The organism is Pseudomonas sp. MF08875 (assembly GCF_059862525.1).
Map to the genome: position 1 here is coordinate 1 of NZ_JCBCUW010000021.1, position 18,592 is coordinate 18,592.

Below are 18,592 nucleotides of genomic sequence, written 5' to 3' on the forward strand. Positions count from 1 at the left end.
TGAGTCAGCTGCCGGTAATGCGTAGTCATCTGCGCTTGAATCCTTCGGTGTGAGAGCCTGGATTCTACCGGTGGCTGGCTCTCTGCCTCTCGTTTCAAGCGTTGCGCTTATTCTATGAATTCAGGCGGGATAAGTGGCTTTCAATAAGGGCTAAGGGTGGCGATGTTCTGCCTGTAGGTAACTTGTTGTTGCGAGATACCAACTAAATAAGTTGTATGGCCCGTTCCAATGCGGGAAATGCTAGTTGAAAGATGGACGCCTAAGTTGTGGGTAGGGCACGGGCGGGGTTTGGAGTGGCTGCGCGCAAACCGATAGGCGGGTGTTTATATGTCTCTATATTGTCCCGAAAAATAAACAAGCACTCATGGCTCAGGCAAGTTCCTGGCGAAGTGGCATCTGATCGGCAGGGTATTGGATAAGGCGTTTATTCTGGCTGATTTGAAAGAATATATGTACGCCACTAGGCGTGGCGCAATAAGTTTGAATACTGTCCTGCCGTGGCACAAGAGTACTTGAGCCACGGGCCAATAATTGAACGGCAAAAAGGACTTTTATGAACTCAATAAAACGCTTCAACCCGCGGTTACTACCTATTTACTTAAGTCTGTTCTTGGTTGCCTGCGTTTGCGTACCCAAGGTCCAGGCTACGACCACTGTGGATAACCTGCTGGCCGACCCGCTGCTCAATGGCGCGCAGGTGTCGTTGACGGTGCGCGATGCGGTCAGCGGTGCGGTGCTTTACCAGCGCAATGGCGATTCGCGGTTGGTGCCGGGGTCTAGCCTCAAGTTGCTGAGCTCGGCGGCGGCGATGCAAGTGCTGGGTGCCGATTACCGTTTTACCACCCAGGTATTGAGCAATGGCCGCCTCGACGGGGCTGTGCTCAGGGGCAACCTGTACCTGCGCGGCGCGGGCGACCCGAGTATCCAGGCCGAGGATTACCGGCAGCTGGCGGCCAGGTTGGCGCGCCAGGGGGTGCGTGAGGTCAGCGGCGACATGGTGTTCGACGACACGGCATTCGATGCCGTGCGCCTGGGCATCGACTGGGCGGTGGATGACGAGGATAAGGCCTACGGTGCGCAGATATCGGCGCTGAGCCTGGCGCCGGACGGGGATTTCGATGCCGGTTCGGTGCTGGTGCACGTCAACGCCGTAGCTCCCGGTGAGCCAGTGCAGGTGCGCATTCACCCGGCCAACCGCTTGCTCACGGTAAACAACCAGGCAACGGTGGGGGAGGCCAACACGATCCGCGTCAGCCGTGAACACGGCAGTAATCGCCTCACGGTCACCGGCACTGTGCCGGTGGGCGAGGCCAGCAAAAAGTGGGTCAGCGTCTGGGAGCCGACGCGGTTGGTGGCGGATGTGTTTCAGGCGGCGCTGGTGGCCGAGGGCATCAAGGTGCGCGGGCGTACGTTCATCGGCGCCGTGACCGCACCCGGCGCCACGGTACTGGTCAGCCATGAGTCGGCGCCGCTGGCGCAGTTGATGCCGGTGCTGCTCAAACTGTCGAATAACGCGATGACTGAAGTGCTGCTCAAGGCGATGGGGCGGCGTACTGCGCAGGCGGGCACGACCGACGCAGGCATTGGCGCGGTGAACGGGTTTTTCTCAGGGCTGGGCCTGGACCCTACGGCGTGGCGCCAGGTGGATGGTTCGGGGCTGTCCCGGCGCAATCAGTTGTCCACCCAGAGCCTGACGCAGGTGTTGCTCAGCGTTCGCCAGCAACCCTGGTTCGACGCCTGGTACGCGGCTCTGCCGATTGCCGGCGAACCGGACCGGTTGGTCGGCGGCACCTTGCGCAATCGCCTGCGCGATACCCCGGCCCAAGGCAACCTGCACGCCAAGACCGGCTCGTTGACGGGAATCTCATCGTTGTCCGGTTATGTGCGCACCGCTGCCGGGCGGCCGCTGGTGTTTGCGATGGTAACGAACAGCTACCTGGCAGGCGCCGCAGCCATTCGCGCCCTGGAAGACCGCGTGGTTCTAGCGTTGATCCAACGGCCTGAGTAAAGCGGCTACCCCGAAAACGCCTGGCGAAACTCACCGGGCGTACCGCCAATGGCCTGGCGGAAGCGGTTGGCGAAGTGGCTGGCGCTGGCAAAACCGCAGGCCAGGGCGATTTCGCCCAGGGGTTGGGCGCTGTGGCGCAACAAGTGGCGGGCGTGGTTGAGGCGCCGGGCCAGGACGTATTGGTGTGGGGCCAGGCCGAAGCTGTGGCGGAACATGCGGGCGAAGTGAAATTCCGACAGTGCGCAACGCGCCGCCAGTTGGCCCAGGCTCAGGGGCTCGGCCAGGTGTTGTTCGATGAAGGCCACCAGGTCGCGGCGTTGGTGTGCGGCCAAGCCACCCTTGACGCGCAGGCCCTGGCGCAGGCCGACCTGGGTCAGCAGGGTGTGGCTGAGCATCTCGTGGGCCAGGCTGCTGGTGAGCAGGCGCTCGCCGGGCTCGTTCCAGTTCAGGCGGATCAGTTGGCGAAAGCGCCGGGCCTGGGCCGGGTCATCGAGGAAGGTGCTTTCGCGCAGCTGCATTTCCCGCGGCTCGCGGTCCAACAGGGTGACGCAACCCAGGGCGAATTGGCGTGGGTCGAAGTACAGGTGGGCGAGGCGGATTTCGCCATTGATGACCCACGCCGATTGATGTTCGGCGGGCAGGATGCAGAGTTTGTCGGGGGCGCCCGTGGTGCCGGGCTGGCCACGGCGGAAGGTGCCGGTGCCGCCGGCGATGTAGCACGACAGGGTGTGGTGGCTTGGGGCCTGGTAGTCCTGGGCGTCGTGATGGTTGCTCCACAGCGCGGCGGCCATGCCGTCACCGAGCTCGGCGCTGTGCTCCAGGCGCGCGTTGGGCGAGCGATGGAGAGCTTGAAAGACGTGCAGGTTTTCCAGGGTGGGCATGGGCGCGGGCATCGATGGCAACAGGTCGCCATCCTACTCCGTCGCCATCACCCTGCCAGCCCACCGGCGACAAAAGCGCAAGTTTATGCAAGCGCCAATGCCAGGTGAGGCTTGAAACTGAAGGCCTTCTTCAGGAGCCCTCGCCATGAACATCACTTTGTACCTGCTGACCGTGCTGATCTGGGGCACCACCTGGATTGCCCTCAAATGGCAGTTGGGTGTGGTAGCCATCGAGGTGTCGATTGTCTACCGCTTTGCCCTGGCGGCCCTGGTGCTGTTTGCCATCCTTTTGCTCAGCCGCCGTTTGCAGCCGATGAACCGGCGCGCCCATTTGATTTGCCTGGCCCAGGGCCTGTGCCTGTTTTGCGTGAACTTCATGTGCTTTCTGTACGCCAGCCAATGGGTGCCCAGCGGTTTGGTGGCGGTGGTGTTTTCCACGGCAACCTTGTGGAACGCCCTCAACGCCCGGGTGTTCTTCGCCCAGAAAGTCGCCCGCAACGTGTTGATGGGCGGTGCGTTGGGCCTGCTGGGCCTGGGCTTTCTGTTCTGGCCGGAACTGGCGGGCCACAGCGCCAGCCCACAAACCGTGCTGGGCCTGGGGTTGGCGCTGCTGGGCACGCTGTGTTTCTCGGCGGGCAACATGCTTTCCAGCCTGCAACAGAAGGCCGGTTTCAAGCCCTTGACCACCAACGCCTGGGGCATGGCCTATGGCGCGGCGATGCTGGCGGCGTATTGCCTGGCCAGTGGCATCGCTTTTGAGGTGGAGTGGACGACGCGCTACCTCGGTTCGTTGCTGTACCTGGTGCTCCCGGGGTCGGTGATCGGCTTTACCGCGTACCTGACGCTGGTCGGGCGCATGGGCCCGGAGCGTGCGGCGTACTGCACGGTGCTGTTCCCAGTGGTGGCACTCAACGTCTCGGCGCTGGTGGAAGGCTACCAATGGACGGCCCCGGCGTTGGTCGGGTTGGTGCTGGTAATGCTGGGCAATGTGCTGGTGTTCCGCAAACCCGCGCCGCTGGCCCCTCGGCGCTCGCTCGCCTGAGGGCGGTATATAAGTAGAGTGGATCGTCCGGCGGGGGGGCTTAGGCTGGCCATTGGTTTTTTAAAAGGACTGACCAATGGCCAACCAAGGCAAAGACGAGGCGTCCAGTCTCGCGACATTCCTGGCCGCGCCGCCGGACCATGAGTGGCTGCTGTCGCAGCAGCAATGGAGCTTGCAGCAGGTAGTGGACGTACTGCATGTGCAATACGAGCAGTTCATGGGCGGCCTTCAGGATGAGGAGCGCAGCCGCTACCTGGCCTTGCAGCGACAAGTGTTGAACGCCCAGCAACGCCTCGAGCAGGGCGCCGCGGATTTCCACAAGGCGTTCGAGGCCGCAGGGTTGGAGCAGTTGCGTGCGGTTTTGCGCGAGATCGCCGGGCGCGACATCGACCCGCAAACCACCTACCTGCACACCCGCTACCTCAAACCTGCCCCCGGCGAGCAGGACGAGGGGCCGTTACGGGCGACCCGGGCCCTGGACCCTCATGCGCAGGCTGAAGACGTCTTTAGCGTCAGCCTGTGGGAGGCGGCCTGTGGCAACTTCGGTTTCGACACCGCGTGGTATCTGCCGAAGATGGGCAGTACCGAGAATGCCAGCTACATCGATGGCGGCCTGAGTGTGGCGGCGTTTATCGACAAGGTGCGCAAGCTGGATCTAGGCGCGCGGCTCAACGAGCAACTGCAACAGACGCTGGAGCAGGGGGAACTCAAGCGCCTGCTGCAGAGCAAAGTGGCGCTCCAGTTTGAGTTCGATCTGCTGGAAGCCCTGCGGACGTCGTCCACCAGCGGCATCGACCGCAGCCGTTACGAGGCCCTGAAGCGGGCAGATCGGGCGCCGACCCAATGGTCGAGCTGCGCCTTGCTGACGATGCGGGTTCCCTATGGCGCGGGCGAACCCCTGACGGTGCCCGAGCCCGGGTTTGCTGGCGTGCAGCAACCCCCTGAACGTGGCCACCCTATCCGCGTGCCGCTGGTGATGTTCAGGGTGGCGGGGGTCAGAGGCGTATTTACCTATTTTCCCAACCGCCCCAATGGTGCCTTGCAGCATGAGGATGAGGTGAAGTGGGCCTGGAACAGCTTCAAGCACCAATTCATCGCCGCCTATCATGGCCATTTCCCCTGGCTGCACGAGCCTTTGTCGTTTCACGATCAGGCTCTGCTGCGCAGTTTCAGTCGCGTCCCGGTAAGGCCCACGGGCCTGAACTGGGTCGCTTCACGCCTCTATGACGTTTTTTCCCGCGCCCTCTACCAGCGCGATATCAACCAACTGACGTATACCCAGGAGCCCACTACCTCGCCCCATGCGGCGTTGTGGGCGTTTGAAACCGGCCGCTTTGCCAGCAATATCAAAGCGATGGCCATCCAGACCTCTGATAGGGATTGGGAGTCGGCCGTCAAGATCATAAAGGTCATCGTCAATGAGTCGCTGGACTGGCTGCTGATCCCCGTGCCTGGCCCGGTGCGCGGTATCAATGGCCTGAGGCAGTTGGCTCTGTTCACTACCTTAGGCTACAGCCTGTACCAAGGCGTGGAGGCCTTGAGCCACGGCGAGGCGGCGGATTTGACCCAGGCGTTCATCGACCTGGCAGACCTGATGTTCAGTGTCAGCCTGGAGCGCAGGCTGGGGAACATGGCCTACCGGCGACACGCGCGGCTGTTTCAACGGCTTAGTGGCCACCATAAGGTCACCCTGAGCGATGGCACCGTGGGGCTCTGGCGCGAAGACATCCAACCCTTCGCCCTCAGCCCCGATCAATTGCCCCAGATCCGGGAGCCCAATGACCAGGGCTTCATCGAGCACGGCGAACAACGCTATGTGCAGGTGGCCCAGGGCGAGCAGACCCTGCTGGCGCAGGTTGTGCCTGTGGGCGATCAGGGCTGGCAACTCAAGCCACGCGCGGGCGGCTCGCCTTTCAGCCCACCGGTACGTTATGACGCGATGAGCCGAACCTGGCGCCTGGCGCTGGATGACAGTGCTCGCCTGAGCGACACCACGTTGCTCGAGCGCATGCTGGGCCTGTCCGGGGTGCCGGTGAATGCCCTGGAGGCGTTGCTCAAGGGCTGCGCAATTTCCCGCGCGCAGCTGGACAGCCTATGGCGTGGCGAGGCCCGGCCCCTGTCGGCGGCAGTGATCGATGGCATCGTGCGCTTGCGGGCCGATCAGCACATCCGCCAGCTCGGTGCGCTGCTCGACACGCTTGAGCCGATACCCGTGCATGCCGCCGACGCCTTGTTGGCACTGTTGCCCCATGTGCCAGGCTGGCCGGCGGACACCGCCCTGGTACGCAAGGACAGCGACGGCGACGTGGTGTGCAGCTACAGCCGCAATGGCGCGCCATTGGCCAGCAGGCAGGTTGTGCTGATCGTGCAAGGGGACCACCGCCTCGATACCTCAGGGCGCAGGGTGCCGGATACCGACCTGCTGGACTGGGTACTGCACGCTGTGCCCGCATTGCACCCAGCGCCGGACCTGGCCGCCGCCGATGCGCTGGCGCAACGGCGCAGCACCGTGGCGTCCGAGTTGCTGGAACTGTTGTCCGTGCGTGGGTTAGAGCTGTTCGAGGCCCTGACGCGATTCGGCACGAGCCTGCGCGCGGGCGCAGCCGCCGCGCGGCCAGGCGTGCGGCAACTGCTGCCCGATAGCCGTGGCGCGCAGGGCAGTACCACACCGACGGTGGTGCGCACACTGGAGGCGCTGCACCCGCAGGTATCCCGGCCCCGGTTGCTGGAGGTGCTGCGCGAGCATCCGTTGCCGAGCCACGAGCAGGAACAGATCGTGCGCTCGCAACTGCTTCCAGAACGCTTGTATTGGGCCCTGCGTCGCGCCCGTGACGACGGCCGACGTGACGCGGCACTGGACGGCATTTTCCACCGCCGCGCCTTTAACCCCGACGCGCTGGCCTGGGCTGAAGGCTTTGCCCGTTTTGTGCTCCGTCATTCCCTGGGGCGCGACCTGGTGGTGGGTGCGCCAGCCCAAAGCAACCCTTACGCCAGCAAGGGCGCGGGGGATCAGACCATCGTATTGCTCACCGATGACGAGGGGCGCGTTGCCGTGTTCGACCACCAACAGAGCCGGCGCGAAGAGGCGATCGGGGGCCCCGACAGCTTCTACCTCGCTCTCCTTGCGCACCTTGGCGCGGCGCAACGCTTGACCCTGGACCTGGCCTCCGACGATCCGGTGCAGAGCCTGCGTCTGCGGGTGGCCCAGGCGATGCTCAGGCACCGTACGACCCAGGGCGCATTCCGGTTACCCACCACCGGGCTGGAACATTACGAGGTCACGAATGTAGACCTGAACAGGCTGCAACCCGACGCCACGGGGCTGTATACCGTGGCCGCTGAACGTTATTTACCCCTGGGTGGCCGTACCTATCAGGTAGCGGCACACGGCCAGCCATTGGCTTGGGAGATTGTGCACCCGCTCAAGGTCGGCGCCGTGGGCCTGCCCTTGGTCCACAACGGCCATGGCGCCTGGCGTCTAGCCGATGAGAACCCCCGGACGTGGGAGGGCCATGAGCCGTTTCGGCGCCTGGGGCATTCGGTGGCGATGTTCGGTGCCGATGCTATCGACGGCATCGCGGCGGTCAGTGGTGTGGGCGAAGACGTCCTGCGCCGGGTTCATGCCAACAGTGAGCCACCACCTGCGTTGTTGTTGGACAGCGTGGCGCGTTTCGAGCGCCATCAGCAGATCGACATCGGGTTGGAGCGGGGGCGTGAGTTTTTCGTGAGCCTGCTGGGTACGCTCGATGCCGATGGGGTGAGCGGCCTTGTCGGCCCATCCGGGCCGGGCCTTGAGCCGCCAGTGGAGGCGCTGCTGACGCGGCGGGAACAGGCCCGGCCACAGTTGGCTGCGCAGTTGTTCCAGGCCTTAAGCCTGCGCGATCACCTGAGCGCCGATCCGCGCGCCCAGTTGATTCAGCGAGCCTTCCCCAGCCTGACGCAGGTGCTTGCCGATGACCTGGTGCGCGGTGCCAACACTGTTGAGCGTGAGCAACTGGCGGCAGGAAAAATTCCTCATGCGTTGGGTGAAGAGGCGCGTTGGCAGGTGCAAACGGTGCGCCTGAACCGCGCCTTTGAAGGGTTGTTCCTACAGGCCGCGCAGTCGGCGGACAGCCATCGGTTGATCCTGCACGCGCTCTCGCGCCTGCCCGGCTGGCCCGTGGACATGCGGGTTGAGGTCTTCGACCCGCAAGGGCGGGTCGATAGCCTGGGCAGCGAGACGGCGACTGTACGCCTGGAGATGAGGAATACCGCTCAGGGCTACCAGGCCCAGACGTTCACGGCCAATGGCAGTAGCACAGGGGCGGCTGATGTATGGTTTTTTACGGCGCTGCTGGCTGGGTTGCCGGCGGCCCAGCGCCAGGCGTTGGTGCCGCAACCGGCCCTCGCCGATGCGCAATGGCGCGAGCAGATCGCCCAGCAGGTGAGCGGCGACAGGGCGCGCGCCCGGGAAGTCCTCGGGATGCGGCCCATCAAGCCCTGGTTTATTGCGCCTCGGCGCGTGGCGGCTGGGCGCATTGGTTATCCCCTGAGTGGGAGGGGCCGCTCCCGAACCGTTGACGGGCAACTGTTGGCGGCCTACCGGGAGCTTTACCCATCGCAGACCGAAGATGAGGCGTGGTTGGACATCGGTGACCTGGGCGATACGACCCATGAGCGGCGCGAGGCCATTGCTCAACTGACGCTGGAGAGGGGCCGCCTGGAGCAGCAATTGCGCGCCTGGGTGGAACTTGCGGCAGGAGGCAACAGGGCCATTGTCGCGCAGCGCCTGCTCCAGTGCTGGCGAAAGGAGGCCAGGCAGGTGGCCGGTGGATACGAGTTGGATCTGAGTGGGTTGGCGTTGGCCGAGCTGCCTGATATCGCTGTGCCGTTGCGTAATGTGAGGGTGCTCAAGCTCGATGACAATGCACTGGAGGATGTGCCGTTTTCGTTCTTGCGGCTGTTTCCCAAGGTGAGAAGCGTGTCGTTACGCAGCAATGGGCTACGTCATTTTGTGCAAAATCTCACGCGCCTGCCCGACTTGATCGGGCTTGACCTTGCGTACAACCAGATCTCGTTTAGCCTCCCAGACGTGCAATACCTGATGGACATGGTCGAGCTCAGGGTGCTGGATCTGGAGGGTAACCCGTTGGAACCGGGGCTGCGTTTGCAGGTGGGTACGTTGAGCCGCCTCGAAGGACTGAACCTGCGCAATACGGGCTTGACTCACTTGCCCTTTGGGATGGCGGGGTTGCGCCGTATTCGGCGGATCGATTTGCGCGATAACCGCATTGGAGAACTGACCCAGTTCGGTCTCGCCCTTCCTCATGCGGTGCTGCGGGCCATGGACCTTGCAGGCAATCCGCTTTCCGATCAGACCTGGGACCTGTTGCGCAGTTATCACGCCGACCCTGACCACCGCGATGCGAACTTCGGCGTGATAAACCGCTATGAGCCCAGGCCGGCCAACCCTGAGCATTGGCTGGCGGACATTCCCGGCAGTGCCCTTGCAGACCGACGGGCACTGTGGAACCGCGTAAAGAGCCAGTCCACTCAGATGAGCGGGTTTTTTGACCTGATCGAGCGGATCGGCTCCCACCCCCATTTCAACGAAGTGTCTTACCGCCCGCTACGTGAAGACCTGGGCCGCTGCGTGTGGGACTTGCTGGAAGGGGCCGACGCCAGTGCGCAATTCGCCCTGAACCTCCATGGCGAGCCCTATGAACCTGGCCTGTCCATCAACCGCTTGGTACTCATCCTGGGCTCCATCGCGTTGAGCACCCAGCCATTCAGGATTGCCACCGGGCGGCGCCCCGAGGCGTTGTGGGATGCCTTGGTGTTGTTTCGCACCGAGGCGCGGCTGGAGGTGTTGAAAAATAATCTACGGGAAACCGGCCTGTACCAGCAGGAACACCTATTGAGCAGCCGGGAACTGGCGTATCAGATAGCCCTGGCCGACCTCTTTGTGATGCCAAGCAGGTTCCGGCAAAGGATGGATCGCAATACCCCGGAACTGAGCACGCAAGACATCGAGAGCATGCGCAGGGTGCTGACCCTGGCGGACGCACGCACCCATATCGAGATCCTGTTATCGGCCGTTCCCGGGCGCAGGGATTTCTGGGAGAACTTGCTGCGAGACCGATTCGAGGGCGCGTTCGCCACTCGGCTCAGGTCCATGCACACGGCGCTGGAGGCACTCGATGAACAGGTCAGCGACGGCACCCTCAATGAACACCAATACCTGTTGCAGGCCAATGTCTTAAAGGTGTCGCTGGAAGAACAGGAGAGAGCGCTGATTGACGAACTGACCCAACGCGAGTGGCTGGCATTTACCGGCAGGGCGCCCGCGCAGCCTGAATGAGCGGCCCTTGGCGCCTGTTGTGGGCGACCAAGGGCTGGCGGCCATCAGCCCTTGAACACCTGAGGGTTGACCAAATCCCGCGGGCGTTCGCCCAGCAGCGCACTGCGCAGGTTGTCCAGGGCGCGGTTGGCCATGGCGTCGCGGGTTTCGTGGGTGGCCGAACCGATGTGGGGCAGGGTCACGGCGTTGCTGAGTGCGAACAGCGGCGAGTCGCTGAGCGGCTCCCGCTCGTACACATCGAGCCCCGCGCCGCGGATGCGGTTGTTCTGCAGGGCCTCGATCAGCGCCGGCTCATCCACCACCGGGCCGCGGGAGATATTGACCAGGATCGCACCAGGTTTCATCAGCGCCAGTTCGCGGTGGCTGATGAGGTGGCGGGTCTTGTCGCTCAACGGCACCACCAGGCAGACGAAATCCGCCTCGCCCAGCAACTGGTCGAGGCTACGGTACTGGGCGCCGAGTTCCTGTTCCAGCGCCGTCTTGCGGCTGTTGCCGCTGTAGATCACCGGCATGTTGAACCCCAGGCGCCCGCGGCGGGCGATGGCGGCGCCGATGTTACCCATGCCCACGATGCCCAGGGTTTTGCCAAACACATCGGTGCCAAACAACGGCGCGCCGACGGTGGCTTGCCATTGCCCGGCCTTGGTCCAGGCATCGAGTTCCGGCACGCGGCGGGCGCTGCTCATCAGCAGGGCGAACGCCAGGTCGGCGGTGCTTTGGGTGAGCACATCGGGGGTGTTGGTGAGCATGATCCCGCGTTCATTGAGGTAGGCCAGGTCGTAGTTGTCGTAGCCCACCGAGACACTGGACACCACTTGCAATTGCTGGGCGTTTTCCAGTTGCGCACGGCCCAGTTTGCGTCCCACGCCGATCAAACCGTGGGCCTGGGGCAGGGCTTCGTTGAACTGCGCGTTGATGTCGCCCTGCTTGGGGTTGGGCACGATCACGTTGAAGTCCTGCTGCAAGCGTTCAACCATTTGCGGGGTGACGCGGCTGAAGGCAAGTACGGTCTTTTTCATCGAAGGAGTGCTCGTCTGGCGGCGGAAAATAGCAAGCACGCTAACATTCCCGGTCGCGGTTAGGCGAGTGCCAGTTGTCCCGGCAGCGGCCGGCGAAGATTAATCCGCCGTTAATGCCTGTGCTGTTAATTGCCCCAGGTTTTAACCTGGGGCGCATGCGCGAACCTTCACGATCCGCGTGTAAACTGGCGGCCATTGAACCGCCGCCAATTTGGGAAAGGATTACGACAATGAGTGAAGAAACACTAAGGTTGGTACGCGAACGCCGTTATCTGGTGTTGCTGGGCATTATCTGCCTGGCACTGATCGGCGGCGCGCTCTATATGCAAGTGGTGCTGGGCGAGGCACCGTGCCCGCTGTGCATCCTGCAACGCTATGCGTTGCTGCTGATCGCGCTGTTTGCGTTTATCGGCGCCGCCATGCCGGGGCGCCGTAGCCTGACGGTCATGGAAGCGCTGGTGGTGTTGAGCGCCCTCGGCGGTGTGGCGGTGGCCGGGCATCACGTATACACCCAGTTCTACCCGGCGGTGAGTTGCGGTATCGATGTGCTGCAGCCGATTGTAGACAGCCTGCCGCTGGCGACGATCTTCCCCCTGGGCTTTCAGGTCGATGGCTTTTGCTCCACGCCTTACCCGCCGATTCTTGGCTTGTCCCTGGCGCAGTGGGCGTTGCTGGCGTTTGTATTGACGGCGGTGCTCGTGCCTTTGCTGATTACCCGTAATCGCAAACACTTGAACTCATAAACGCACTAACTATATAACGCCCCGGCTCTGGATAAGAGTTCGGGGCGTTTTGCTGTGTGGTGGATTTAACTGGATAAGTGAAAGTGGGTGATGACTCCTACATTCACTGTCGGCCATAGGGCGACTATTGTTTTTGCAACTTCTTCTATGCTGATGATTCAACTTACTGCAATAAGGAAATTGCATCATGTATCTCTCGCAAGAAGCCCGTGTATCTGTCACCAAAACCCTTTGGGAAGAAAAAGCCTTTAGCTATTTGATGGTTCTTTATCGTGCAGGCTCGGGGGAAATTACCCAGGCCCCTATTACCTTGGAGAACGGCGGCTTCAGGGTAAGCATCGATGAGTACCCAGATATTAACACCTGTTTGTTTAGCCACCTTGAAGACCTACTCCAAGTACTGGACGAATATGGTTTTACTCAGGTGCCCGGTGCTCTGGATCACATCCAGTACACCGGGCAAAAGTTACCCTCGACCCTGGATGAGCAATTGAGTGAACCGCATATGTTCTTACTGTGCCGGCGCTATGCGTTTCAACTTCAATATGAGTCGGACAGTTATGGCTATCACTCGGCACCTGTGTACTTCGATGGTCACAGTGTTTACGTCGAGCACATCCCCCAGCCTGAAATCTATCAAGTGCGCTTCAAGACGCTGGATGCGCTGCTGACAGCAATGAACCGTTATGGCGAAGCCAGCATCCTGGATTGGAGCTACAAGACCGGTGTACGCCAGCCTGCCTTCGAGTAACCCCATCGGCGTTGTACGCAAAAGTACGTATCAGGGCGACGGTGGCACGCCGACGCCCTGGTATTTTTTCGTCTTGGTGAAAATTGCCATGACAACGCTCAAGAATCGTTGCTGCATACCTGCGACACGTTGTCACACTCGTTATGTGACAAATCATTTCAAAGTGTAGGGCTATTGCAACAATGCGCGGGCAGCCCGCACAGGTGTGGCCGGTTTTTTTTCGCCTTGCGCCGCTCGGGCACCAGGCAGTTCTAACAGGTTTTGCCGTGGCGCTATAGCCCTTTAAAAAAGGGGCATGGCGCGATCTGGTAGGCGATTTTGCGCACAGTGTAACTGTCTGAATCGGGCCCATTAAGCCTACATTTTTCGGGGTTTTTGTTGAGAATGAAATTCGATACGATTATGCGTCGGCGCAATAATCGTTAGAGATTGTTGCTGAATGCGATAAAAATTATTTCTAGATGAGACATGGTTTATAAAACCCGACGTATCTACAATCGCCCGCACTGAATTTGCGGCACTGCTCATCCCTGAGCACACGCATGCGGCCCAGGGGCATTTTTAGGCTTCATAGGGTTTGCAGGTGCCGGCGCCTTCCACATTTCCGCACCAAATGGAATTGGTCTTTAACCAGGCCTTTGACCACGAATTCGAATAAGAACACACCGCTAGCCCAGGATTTGTCGATCAGCGCGTAGCGCGCCGGGCAGGCCCTTATTCAACCGATGAAAAAATGCCAACCCTTGGCAGGGTGAAGTGTTGGCGATCAAAACCCAACTGCATTGCGCAAGCTGCTTTAGAGGTCGTGAGATGAGTAAAACCAGGTACCCCCGATTGTTAGGCTTTTTGCCTCTGCTGGGCATGTTATTGCTCAGCGGTTGCAACATGACCTTGCTCGACCCCAAGGGCCAGGTGGGCCTGGACGAGCGAAACCTGATTATCACCGCGACCCTGCTGATGCTGTTGGTGGTCGTGCCGGTGATCCTGATGACGTTCATCTTCGCCTGGAAATACCGTGCCTCGAACACCCAGGCCACCTACACGCCGAAGTGGAACCACTCCACCAAGATCGAGATCGCGGTCTGGACCGTGCCGATCCTGATTATCGTCGCCCTGGGTTACGTCACTTATAAGTCGACCCACGCCCTGGACCCGTACCGTCCGCTGGAATCGGACGTCAAGCCGATCACCATCGAAGTGGTCGCCATGGACTGGAAGTGGCTGTTCATCTACCCGGAACAAGGCATCGCCACGGTCAACAAGATCGTGTTCCCGGCCCACACCCCGATCAATTTCCGGGTGACGTCCGACACCGTGATGAACTCGTTTTTCATCCCAGGGCTGGGCGGCCAGATCTACGCCATGGCGGGTATGCAGACCAAGCTGCACCTGATGGCCAACCAGAACGCCGAGCTGGACGGGATCTCCGCCAACTACAGCGGTGCGGGTTTCACCGGCATGAAGTTCAAAGCCATCGCCACCACCCAGGAAGAGTTCGACACCTGGGTCAGTGATGTCAAAAAGGCACCTAACCAGCTTGACCAAGCTGAATACGAAGCCCTTTCCAAACCGAGCCAGAACAACCCAGTCGCGCTCTACGCCTCGTTCAAGCCCAACCTGTTCCAGACCATCATCGACAAGTATGAAGGCATGAAACCGGGCAAGCCGATGCACCACGACAAGCAAGACAAGCAAGACAAAGAAGTGGCCCACATGGAAGGGATGGACATGAGTTCGCATTCAGCTGCCGGGGCAGAGGAGTAATCGATGTTTGGTAAATTAAGTCTGGAAGCGATTCCGTTCCACGAGCCGATTGTCATGGTGACCATTGCCATGATCGCGCTCGGCGGTCTGGCGGTGTTCGCGGCAATCACCTACTTCAAGAAGTGGACCTACTTGTGGACCGAGTGGCTGACGTCCGTGGACCACAAGAAAATCGGCGTGATGTACATCATCGTCGCCATGATTATGCTGCTGCGCGGCTTTGCCGACGCCATCATGATGCGCACCCAGTTGGCCATGGCCACCGAGGGCTCGCCGGGCTACCTGCCGCCTGAGCACTACGACCAGATCTTCACCGCCCACGGCGTCATCATGATTATCTTCATGGCGATGCCGTTCTTCACCGGCCTGATGAACCTGGCTGTGCCGCTGCAGATTGGCGCCCGCGACGTGGCGTACCCGTTCCTCAACTCCCTGAGCTTCTGGCTGCTGGTCTCAGGCGTGGTGCTGGTGAACGTGTCCCTGGGTGTCGGCGAATTCGCCAAGACCGGTTGGGTTGCTTACCCGCCGCTGTCGGAAACCGGCTATAGCCCGGGCGTGGGTGTGGACTACTACATCTGGGCCCTACAGCTATCGGGGCTAGGGACGACGCTAACGGGGGTCAACTTCCTGGCCACCGTGCTGAAAATGCGTACCCCCGGCATGAAGCTGATGGACATGCCGATCTTCACCTGGACCTGCACCTGGGCCAACGTCCTGATCGTGGCTTCGTTCCCGATCCTGACCGCTACCCTGGCACTGCTGACCCTTGACCGTTACATGGATTTCCACATTTTCACCAATGAACTGGGTGGAAATCCGATGATGTACGTCAACCTGTTCTGGGCCTGGGGCCACCCCGAGGTGTACATCCTGATCCTGCCGGCGTTCGGCATTTTCTCCGAAGTCATCTCTACCTTCTCCGGCAAGAAACTGTTCGGCCACCACTCGATGATCTACGCCAGCGGCGCGATCTCGATCCTGGGTTTCATGGTCTGGCTGCACCACTTCTTCACCATGGGTTCGGGGGCCAACGTCAACGCCTTCTTCGGCCTGGCGACCATGCTGATTTCCATTCCCACGGGGGTGAAGCTGTTCAACTGGCTGTTCACCATTTACCAAGGCCGGCTGCGCTTCACCAGCCAGGTGCTGTGGACCCTGGGCTTCATGGTGACTTTCGCCATCGGCGGCATGACTGGCGTACTGCTGGCCATCCCCGGCGCGGACTTCGTGCTGCACAACAGCCTGTTCGTGATCGCGCACTTCCATAACGTGATTATCGGCGGCGCGGTATTCGGCTACATCGCAGGCTTTAGCTTCTACTTCCCCAAAGCGTTCGGCTTCAAGCTGCACGAAGGCTGGGGCAAGGCCGCGTTCTGGTTCTGGATCTCGGGCTTCTTCGTCGCGTTCATGCCGCTCTATGCGCTGGGCTTCATGGGCATGACCCGTCGCCTGAACGCCACCACCAACCCGGAGTGGGTGCCGTACCTGTACGTGGCCATGTTCGGCGCCGTGATGATCGCCGTCGGCATCGCCTGCCAGTTGATCCAGCTCTACGTCAGCGTGCGTGACCGCAAGCAGAACCTGTGCGAAGCGGGCGACCCGTGGAATGCCCATACCCTGGAATGGTCCACCTCCTCGCCACCGCCGTTCTACAACTTCGCCGTACTGCCCAAGGCTGATGGCGTCGATCCGTTTACCGAAGCCAAGGAAAACGGCACCGCTTACCAGGTCCCGGCCCGCTACGAGCCGATCCACATGCCGAGCAACACCGCCACGGGCGTGGTGATGGGCGGCCTGTTGACGGTGTTCGGTTTCGCCATGGTCTGGCACATCTGGTGGCTGGCCATCGTTGGCCTGGTCGGCACCGTGGTGTATTTCGCCATCCATGCCGCCCGCGACGACCAGGGCTACATGGTGCCGGTGGAAACGATCGAACGGATCGAAGCCGAGCAGCGCAAGCGTCTGGTAGCGGCCAAGGCCATCCCGGCTAGCCGTGTTGAAACCTCGTTGGAACAGGCTTAAACCATGTCGAACTTAGTGACCAATGTTGGACACGCCCATGGCACGGACCATGGGCACGATGACCACCACCACGACTCGGGCGAGATGACCATTTTCGGTTTCTGGCTCTACCTGATGACCGACTGCATTCTGTTTGCGTCGATCTTCGCGGTGTACGCGGTGTTGGTGAACAACGTCGCCGGTGGCCCGTCGGGCCACGACATCTTCGAGCTGCCGTACGTGCTGGGTGAAACCGCGCTGCTGCTGTTCAGCTCGATCACCTACGGCTTCGCCATGCTGGCGCTGTTCAAGGGCAAGAAAACCCAGGTGTTGGGCTGGTTGGCCATGACCTTCCTTCTGGGCGCGGGCTTTATCGCCATGGAGATCAACGAATTCCACCTGCTGATCGCCGAAGGCTTCGGCCCTAGCCGTTCGGGCTTCCTGTCCGGGTTCTTCACCCTGGTCGGCACCCACGGCCTGCACGTGACCAGCGGCCTGATCTGGATGGCGATCATGATGTACCAGGTGCAGAAAAACGGCCTGACCGCGACCAACAAGACCCGCCTGAGCTGCCTGAGCCTGTTCTGGCACTTCCTGGACGTGGTGTGGATCTGCGTCTTCACCGTTGTTTACCTGATGGGGACTCTGTAATGGCTAATGCCCACTCCCACGACAGCCACGACGCCGGCCACGGCAGCGTCAAGTCCTACGCCATCGGCTTCATCCTGTCGGTGATCCTGACCGTCATTCCCTTTGGCCTGGTGATGTACCCCTCGCTGCCCAAAGCCATGACCCTGTGGATCATCCTGGCGTTCGCGGTCATTCAAGTGCTGGTACACCTGGTGTACTTCCTGCACCTGGATCGCTCCCAGGCCCAGCGCAACAACGTGATTGCGTTTGTCTTCGCGGCGCTGGTGATCGTCCTGCTGGTTGGCCTCTCGTTGTGGATCATGTTCAGCATCCACACCGTGATGATGGCGCACTGAGGAAAATCCGGATGTCCTTAAAGCACTTTATCCAAATCACCAAGCCGGGGATCATTTTCGGTAACGTGCTTTCTGTGGCAGGCGGGTTCTTCCTGGCCTCCAAAGGGCATGTCGATCTGGCCATCTTCCTGGCCGCCATGATCGGCACTTCCCTGGTGGTTGCCTCCGGTTGCGTGTTCAACAACTGCATCGACCGCGACATCGACCTGAAGATGGAGCGCACCAAGAACCGTGCGCTGGTCCAGGGCCTCATCTCCCTGAAACTGGCGCTGATCTACGCGACCGTCCTCGGCGTCGCCGGCGTGGCGCTGCTGTACTGGGTGGCCAATCCGTTGGCGGCGTTGTTCGCCGTTATCGGCTTTGTCATCTACGTCGGCTTCTACAGCCTGTACCTCAAGCGCAAGTCGGTGCACGGCACGCTGGTGGGCAGCCTGTCGGGGGCGATGCCGCCGGTGATCGGTTACGTCGCGGTCAGCAACAGCTTCGACATGGCGGCCCTGACCCTGCTGGTGATGTTCAGCCTGTGGCAGATGCCGCACTCGTACGCCATCGCGATCTTCCGCTTCAACGACTACCTGGCGGCGTCCATCCCGGTGCTGCCGGTCAAGCGCGGCATACGCGTGGCCAAAAAACACATCCTGCTCTACATCCTGGCCTTCCTCGTGGCGACCTTGATGCTGACCTTCAGTGGTTACGCGGGCATGAGTTACCTGGCCGTCGCGGCCGCCATGGGCATGTACTGGCTGTACATGGCCTGGAGCGGCTACAAAGCGGTGGACGACAGCGTCTGGGCCCGCAAGCTGTTCGTGTTCTCCATCTTCACCATCACTGCCCTGAGCGTGATGATGTCCCTGGACTTCCAGGTGCCCCACGAGTTGCTGCTGACTTACGCACCTTGAACTGACAGCGCTGTGTAAAAAGCCCCGCCTTCGAGAGAAGCGCGGGGTTTTTTATTGTTTTTTTCGCTGCGGTACATATCTACAGCATCCGCTTGTTTTGATCGGTCGATAGTCACCCCACGCCTCCACGGACGAGGCGCAGGAAGATTCATTCATTA

The 18,592-nt window shown here is 61.1% G+C and carries 12 protein-coding genes and 1 pseudogene; 10 read left to right on the top strand and 3 right to left on the bottom strand.

Annotation, left to right across the window (positions count from 1 at the left end):
- Positions 1-553: 553 nt before the first annotated feature.
- On the top strand, positions 554-2,008 hold the full coding sequence (dacB, locus tag AC19YT_RS14085; protein ID WP_500610470.1) for a D-alanyl-D-alanine carboxypeptidase/D-alanyl-D-alanine endopeptidase: 1,455 nt from the start codon (positions 554-556) through the stop codon (positions 2,006-2,008).
- Between the two features lie 5 nt (positions 2,009-2,013).
- Here dacB and AC19YT_RS14090 read toward each other — a convergent pair whose 3' ends face one another.
- Entirely contained in the window at positions 2,014-2,889 is an 876-nt protein-coding gene (locus AC19YT_RS14090; RefSeq protein WP_500610471.1) for a helix-turn-helix domain-containing protein, read from the bottom strand.
- A gap of 145 nt (positions 2,890-3,034) precedes the next feature.
- Between AC19YT_RS14090 and AC19YT_RS14095 the strand changes: the two genes are divergently transcribed.
- Both AC19YT_RS14095 and AC19YT_RS14100 read left to right on the top strand, forming a co-directional pair.
- The gene (locus tag AC19YT_RS14095; protein ID WP_095107902.1) at positions 3,035-3,931 is read left to right on the top strand and encodes a DMT family transporter; all 897 of its coding nucleotides are present in this window, start codon (positions 3,035-3,037) and stop codon (positions 3,929-3,931) included.
- A gap of 76 nt (positions 3,932-4,007) precedes the next feature.
- Entirely contained in the window at positions 4,008-10,271 is a 6,264-nt protein-coding gene (locus AC19YT_RS14100) for a hypothetical protein (RefSeq protein WP_500610472.1), read from the top strand.
- A gap of 44 nt (positions 10,272-10,315) precedes the next feature.
- On the opposite strand, the gene AC19YT_RS14105 is transcribed toward AC19YT_RS14100, so the two are convergent.
- A complete protein-coding gene (locus AC19YT_RS14105) occupies positions 10,316-11,290 on the bottom strand; it encodes a 2-hydroxyacid dehydrogenase (RefSeq protein WP_095107904.1) in 975 nt (324 codons plus the stop codon).
- Between the two features lie 230 nt (positions 11,291-11,520).
- Between AC19YT_RS14105 and AC19YT_RS14110 the strand changes: the two genes are divergently transcribed.
- Together AC19YT_RS14110 and AC19YT_RS14115 are read left to right on the top strand one after the other, a co-directional pair.
- Entirely contained in the window at positions 11,521-12,033 is a 513-nt protein-coding gene (locus AC19YT_RS14110) for a disulfide bond formation protein B (protein ID WP_095107905.1), read from the top strand.
- A 187-nt stretch (positions 12,034-12,220) separates the two neighbouring features.
- A complete protein-coding gene (locus AC19YT_RS14115; RefSeq protein WP_500610473.1) occupies positions 12,221-12,784 on the top strand; it encodes a hypothetical protein in 564 nt (187 codons plus the stop codon).
- Positions 12,785-13,352: 568 nt separating this feature from the next.
- On the opposite strand, the pseudogene AC19YT_RS14120 reads toward AC19YT_RS14115, so the two are convergent.
- A pseudogene (locus tag AC19YT_RS14120) lies at positions 13,353-13,567 on the bottom strand (hypothetical protein).
- A 27-nt stretch (positions 13,568-13,594) separates the two neighbouring features.
- Here AC19YT_RS14120 and cyoA point away from each other — a divergent pair.
- Genes cyoA through cyoE form a run of 5 tightly spaced genes read left to right on the top strand, consistent with a single transcriptional unit; the run spans position 13,595 to position 18,434 of the window.
- Positions 13,595-14,548, top strand: a complete 954-nt coding sequence (cyoA, locus tag AC19YT_RS14125; RefSeq protein WP_095107907.1) for a ubiquinol oxidase subunit II — start codon at positions 13,595-13,597, stop codon at positions 14,546-14,548.
- Positions 14,549-14,551: 3 nt separating this feature from the next.
- Positions 14,552-16,570: a cytochrome o ubiquinol oxidase subunit I gene (gene cyoB / locus AC19YT_RS14130; RefSeq protein ID WP_500610474.1), complete on the top strand. Its 2,019-nt coding sequence runs from the start codon at positions 14,552-14,554 to the stop codon at positions 16,568-16,570.
- 3 nt (positions 16,571-16,573) lie between these two features.
- Positions 16,574-17,200 (top strand): cytochrome o ubiquinol oxidase subunit III, encoded by a 627-nt coding sequence (locus AC19YT_RS14135; protein WP_095107909.1) that lies wholly within the window; start codon positions 16,574-16,576, stop codon positions 17,198-17,200.
- A complete protein-coding gene (gene cyoD / locus AC19YT_RS14140) occupies positions 17,200-17,535 on the top strand; it encodes a cytochrome o ubiquinol oxidase subunit IV (RefSeq protein WP_095107910.1) in 336 nt (111 codons plus the stop codon). The genes AC19YT_RS14135 and cyoD overlap by 1 nt, the downstream gene beginning before the upstream one ends.
- A gap of 11 nt (positions 17,536-17,546) precedes the next feature.
- Positions 17,547-18,434 carry a heme o synthase gene (cyoE, locus tag AC19YT_RS14145; RefSeq protein WP_095107911.1) on the top strand — a complete coding sequence of 296 codons (888 nt, stop codon included), beginning with the start codon at positions 17,547-17,549 and terminating at the stop codon, positions 18,432-18,434.
- Positions 18,435-18,592: the final 158 nt, after the last annotated feature.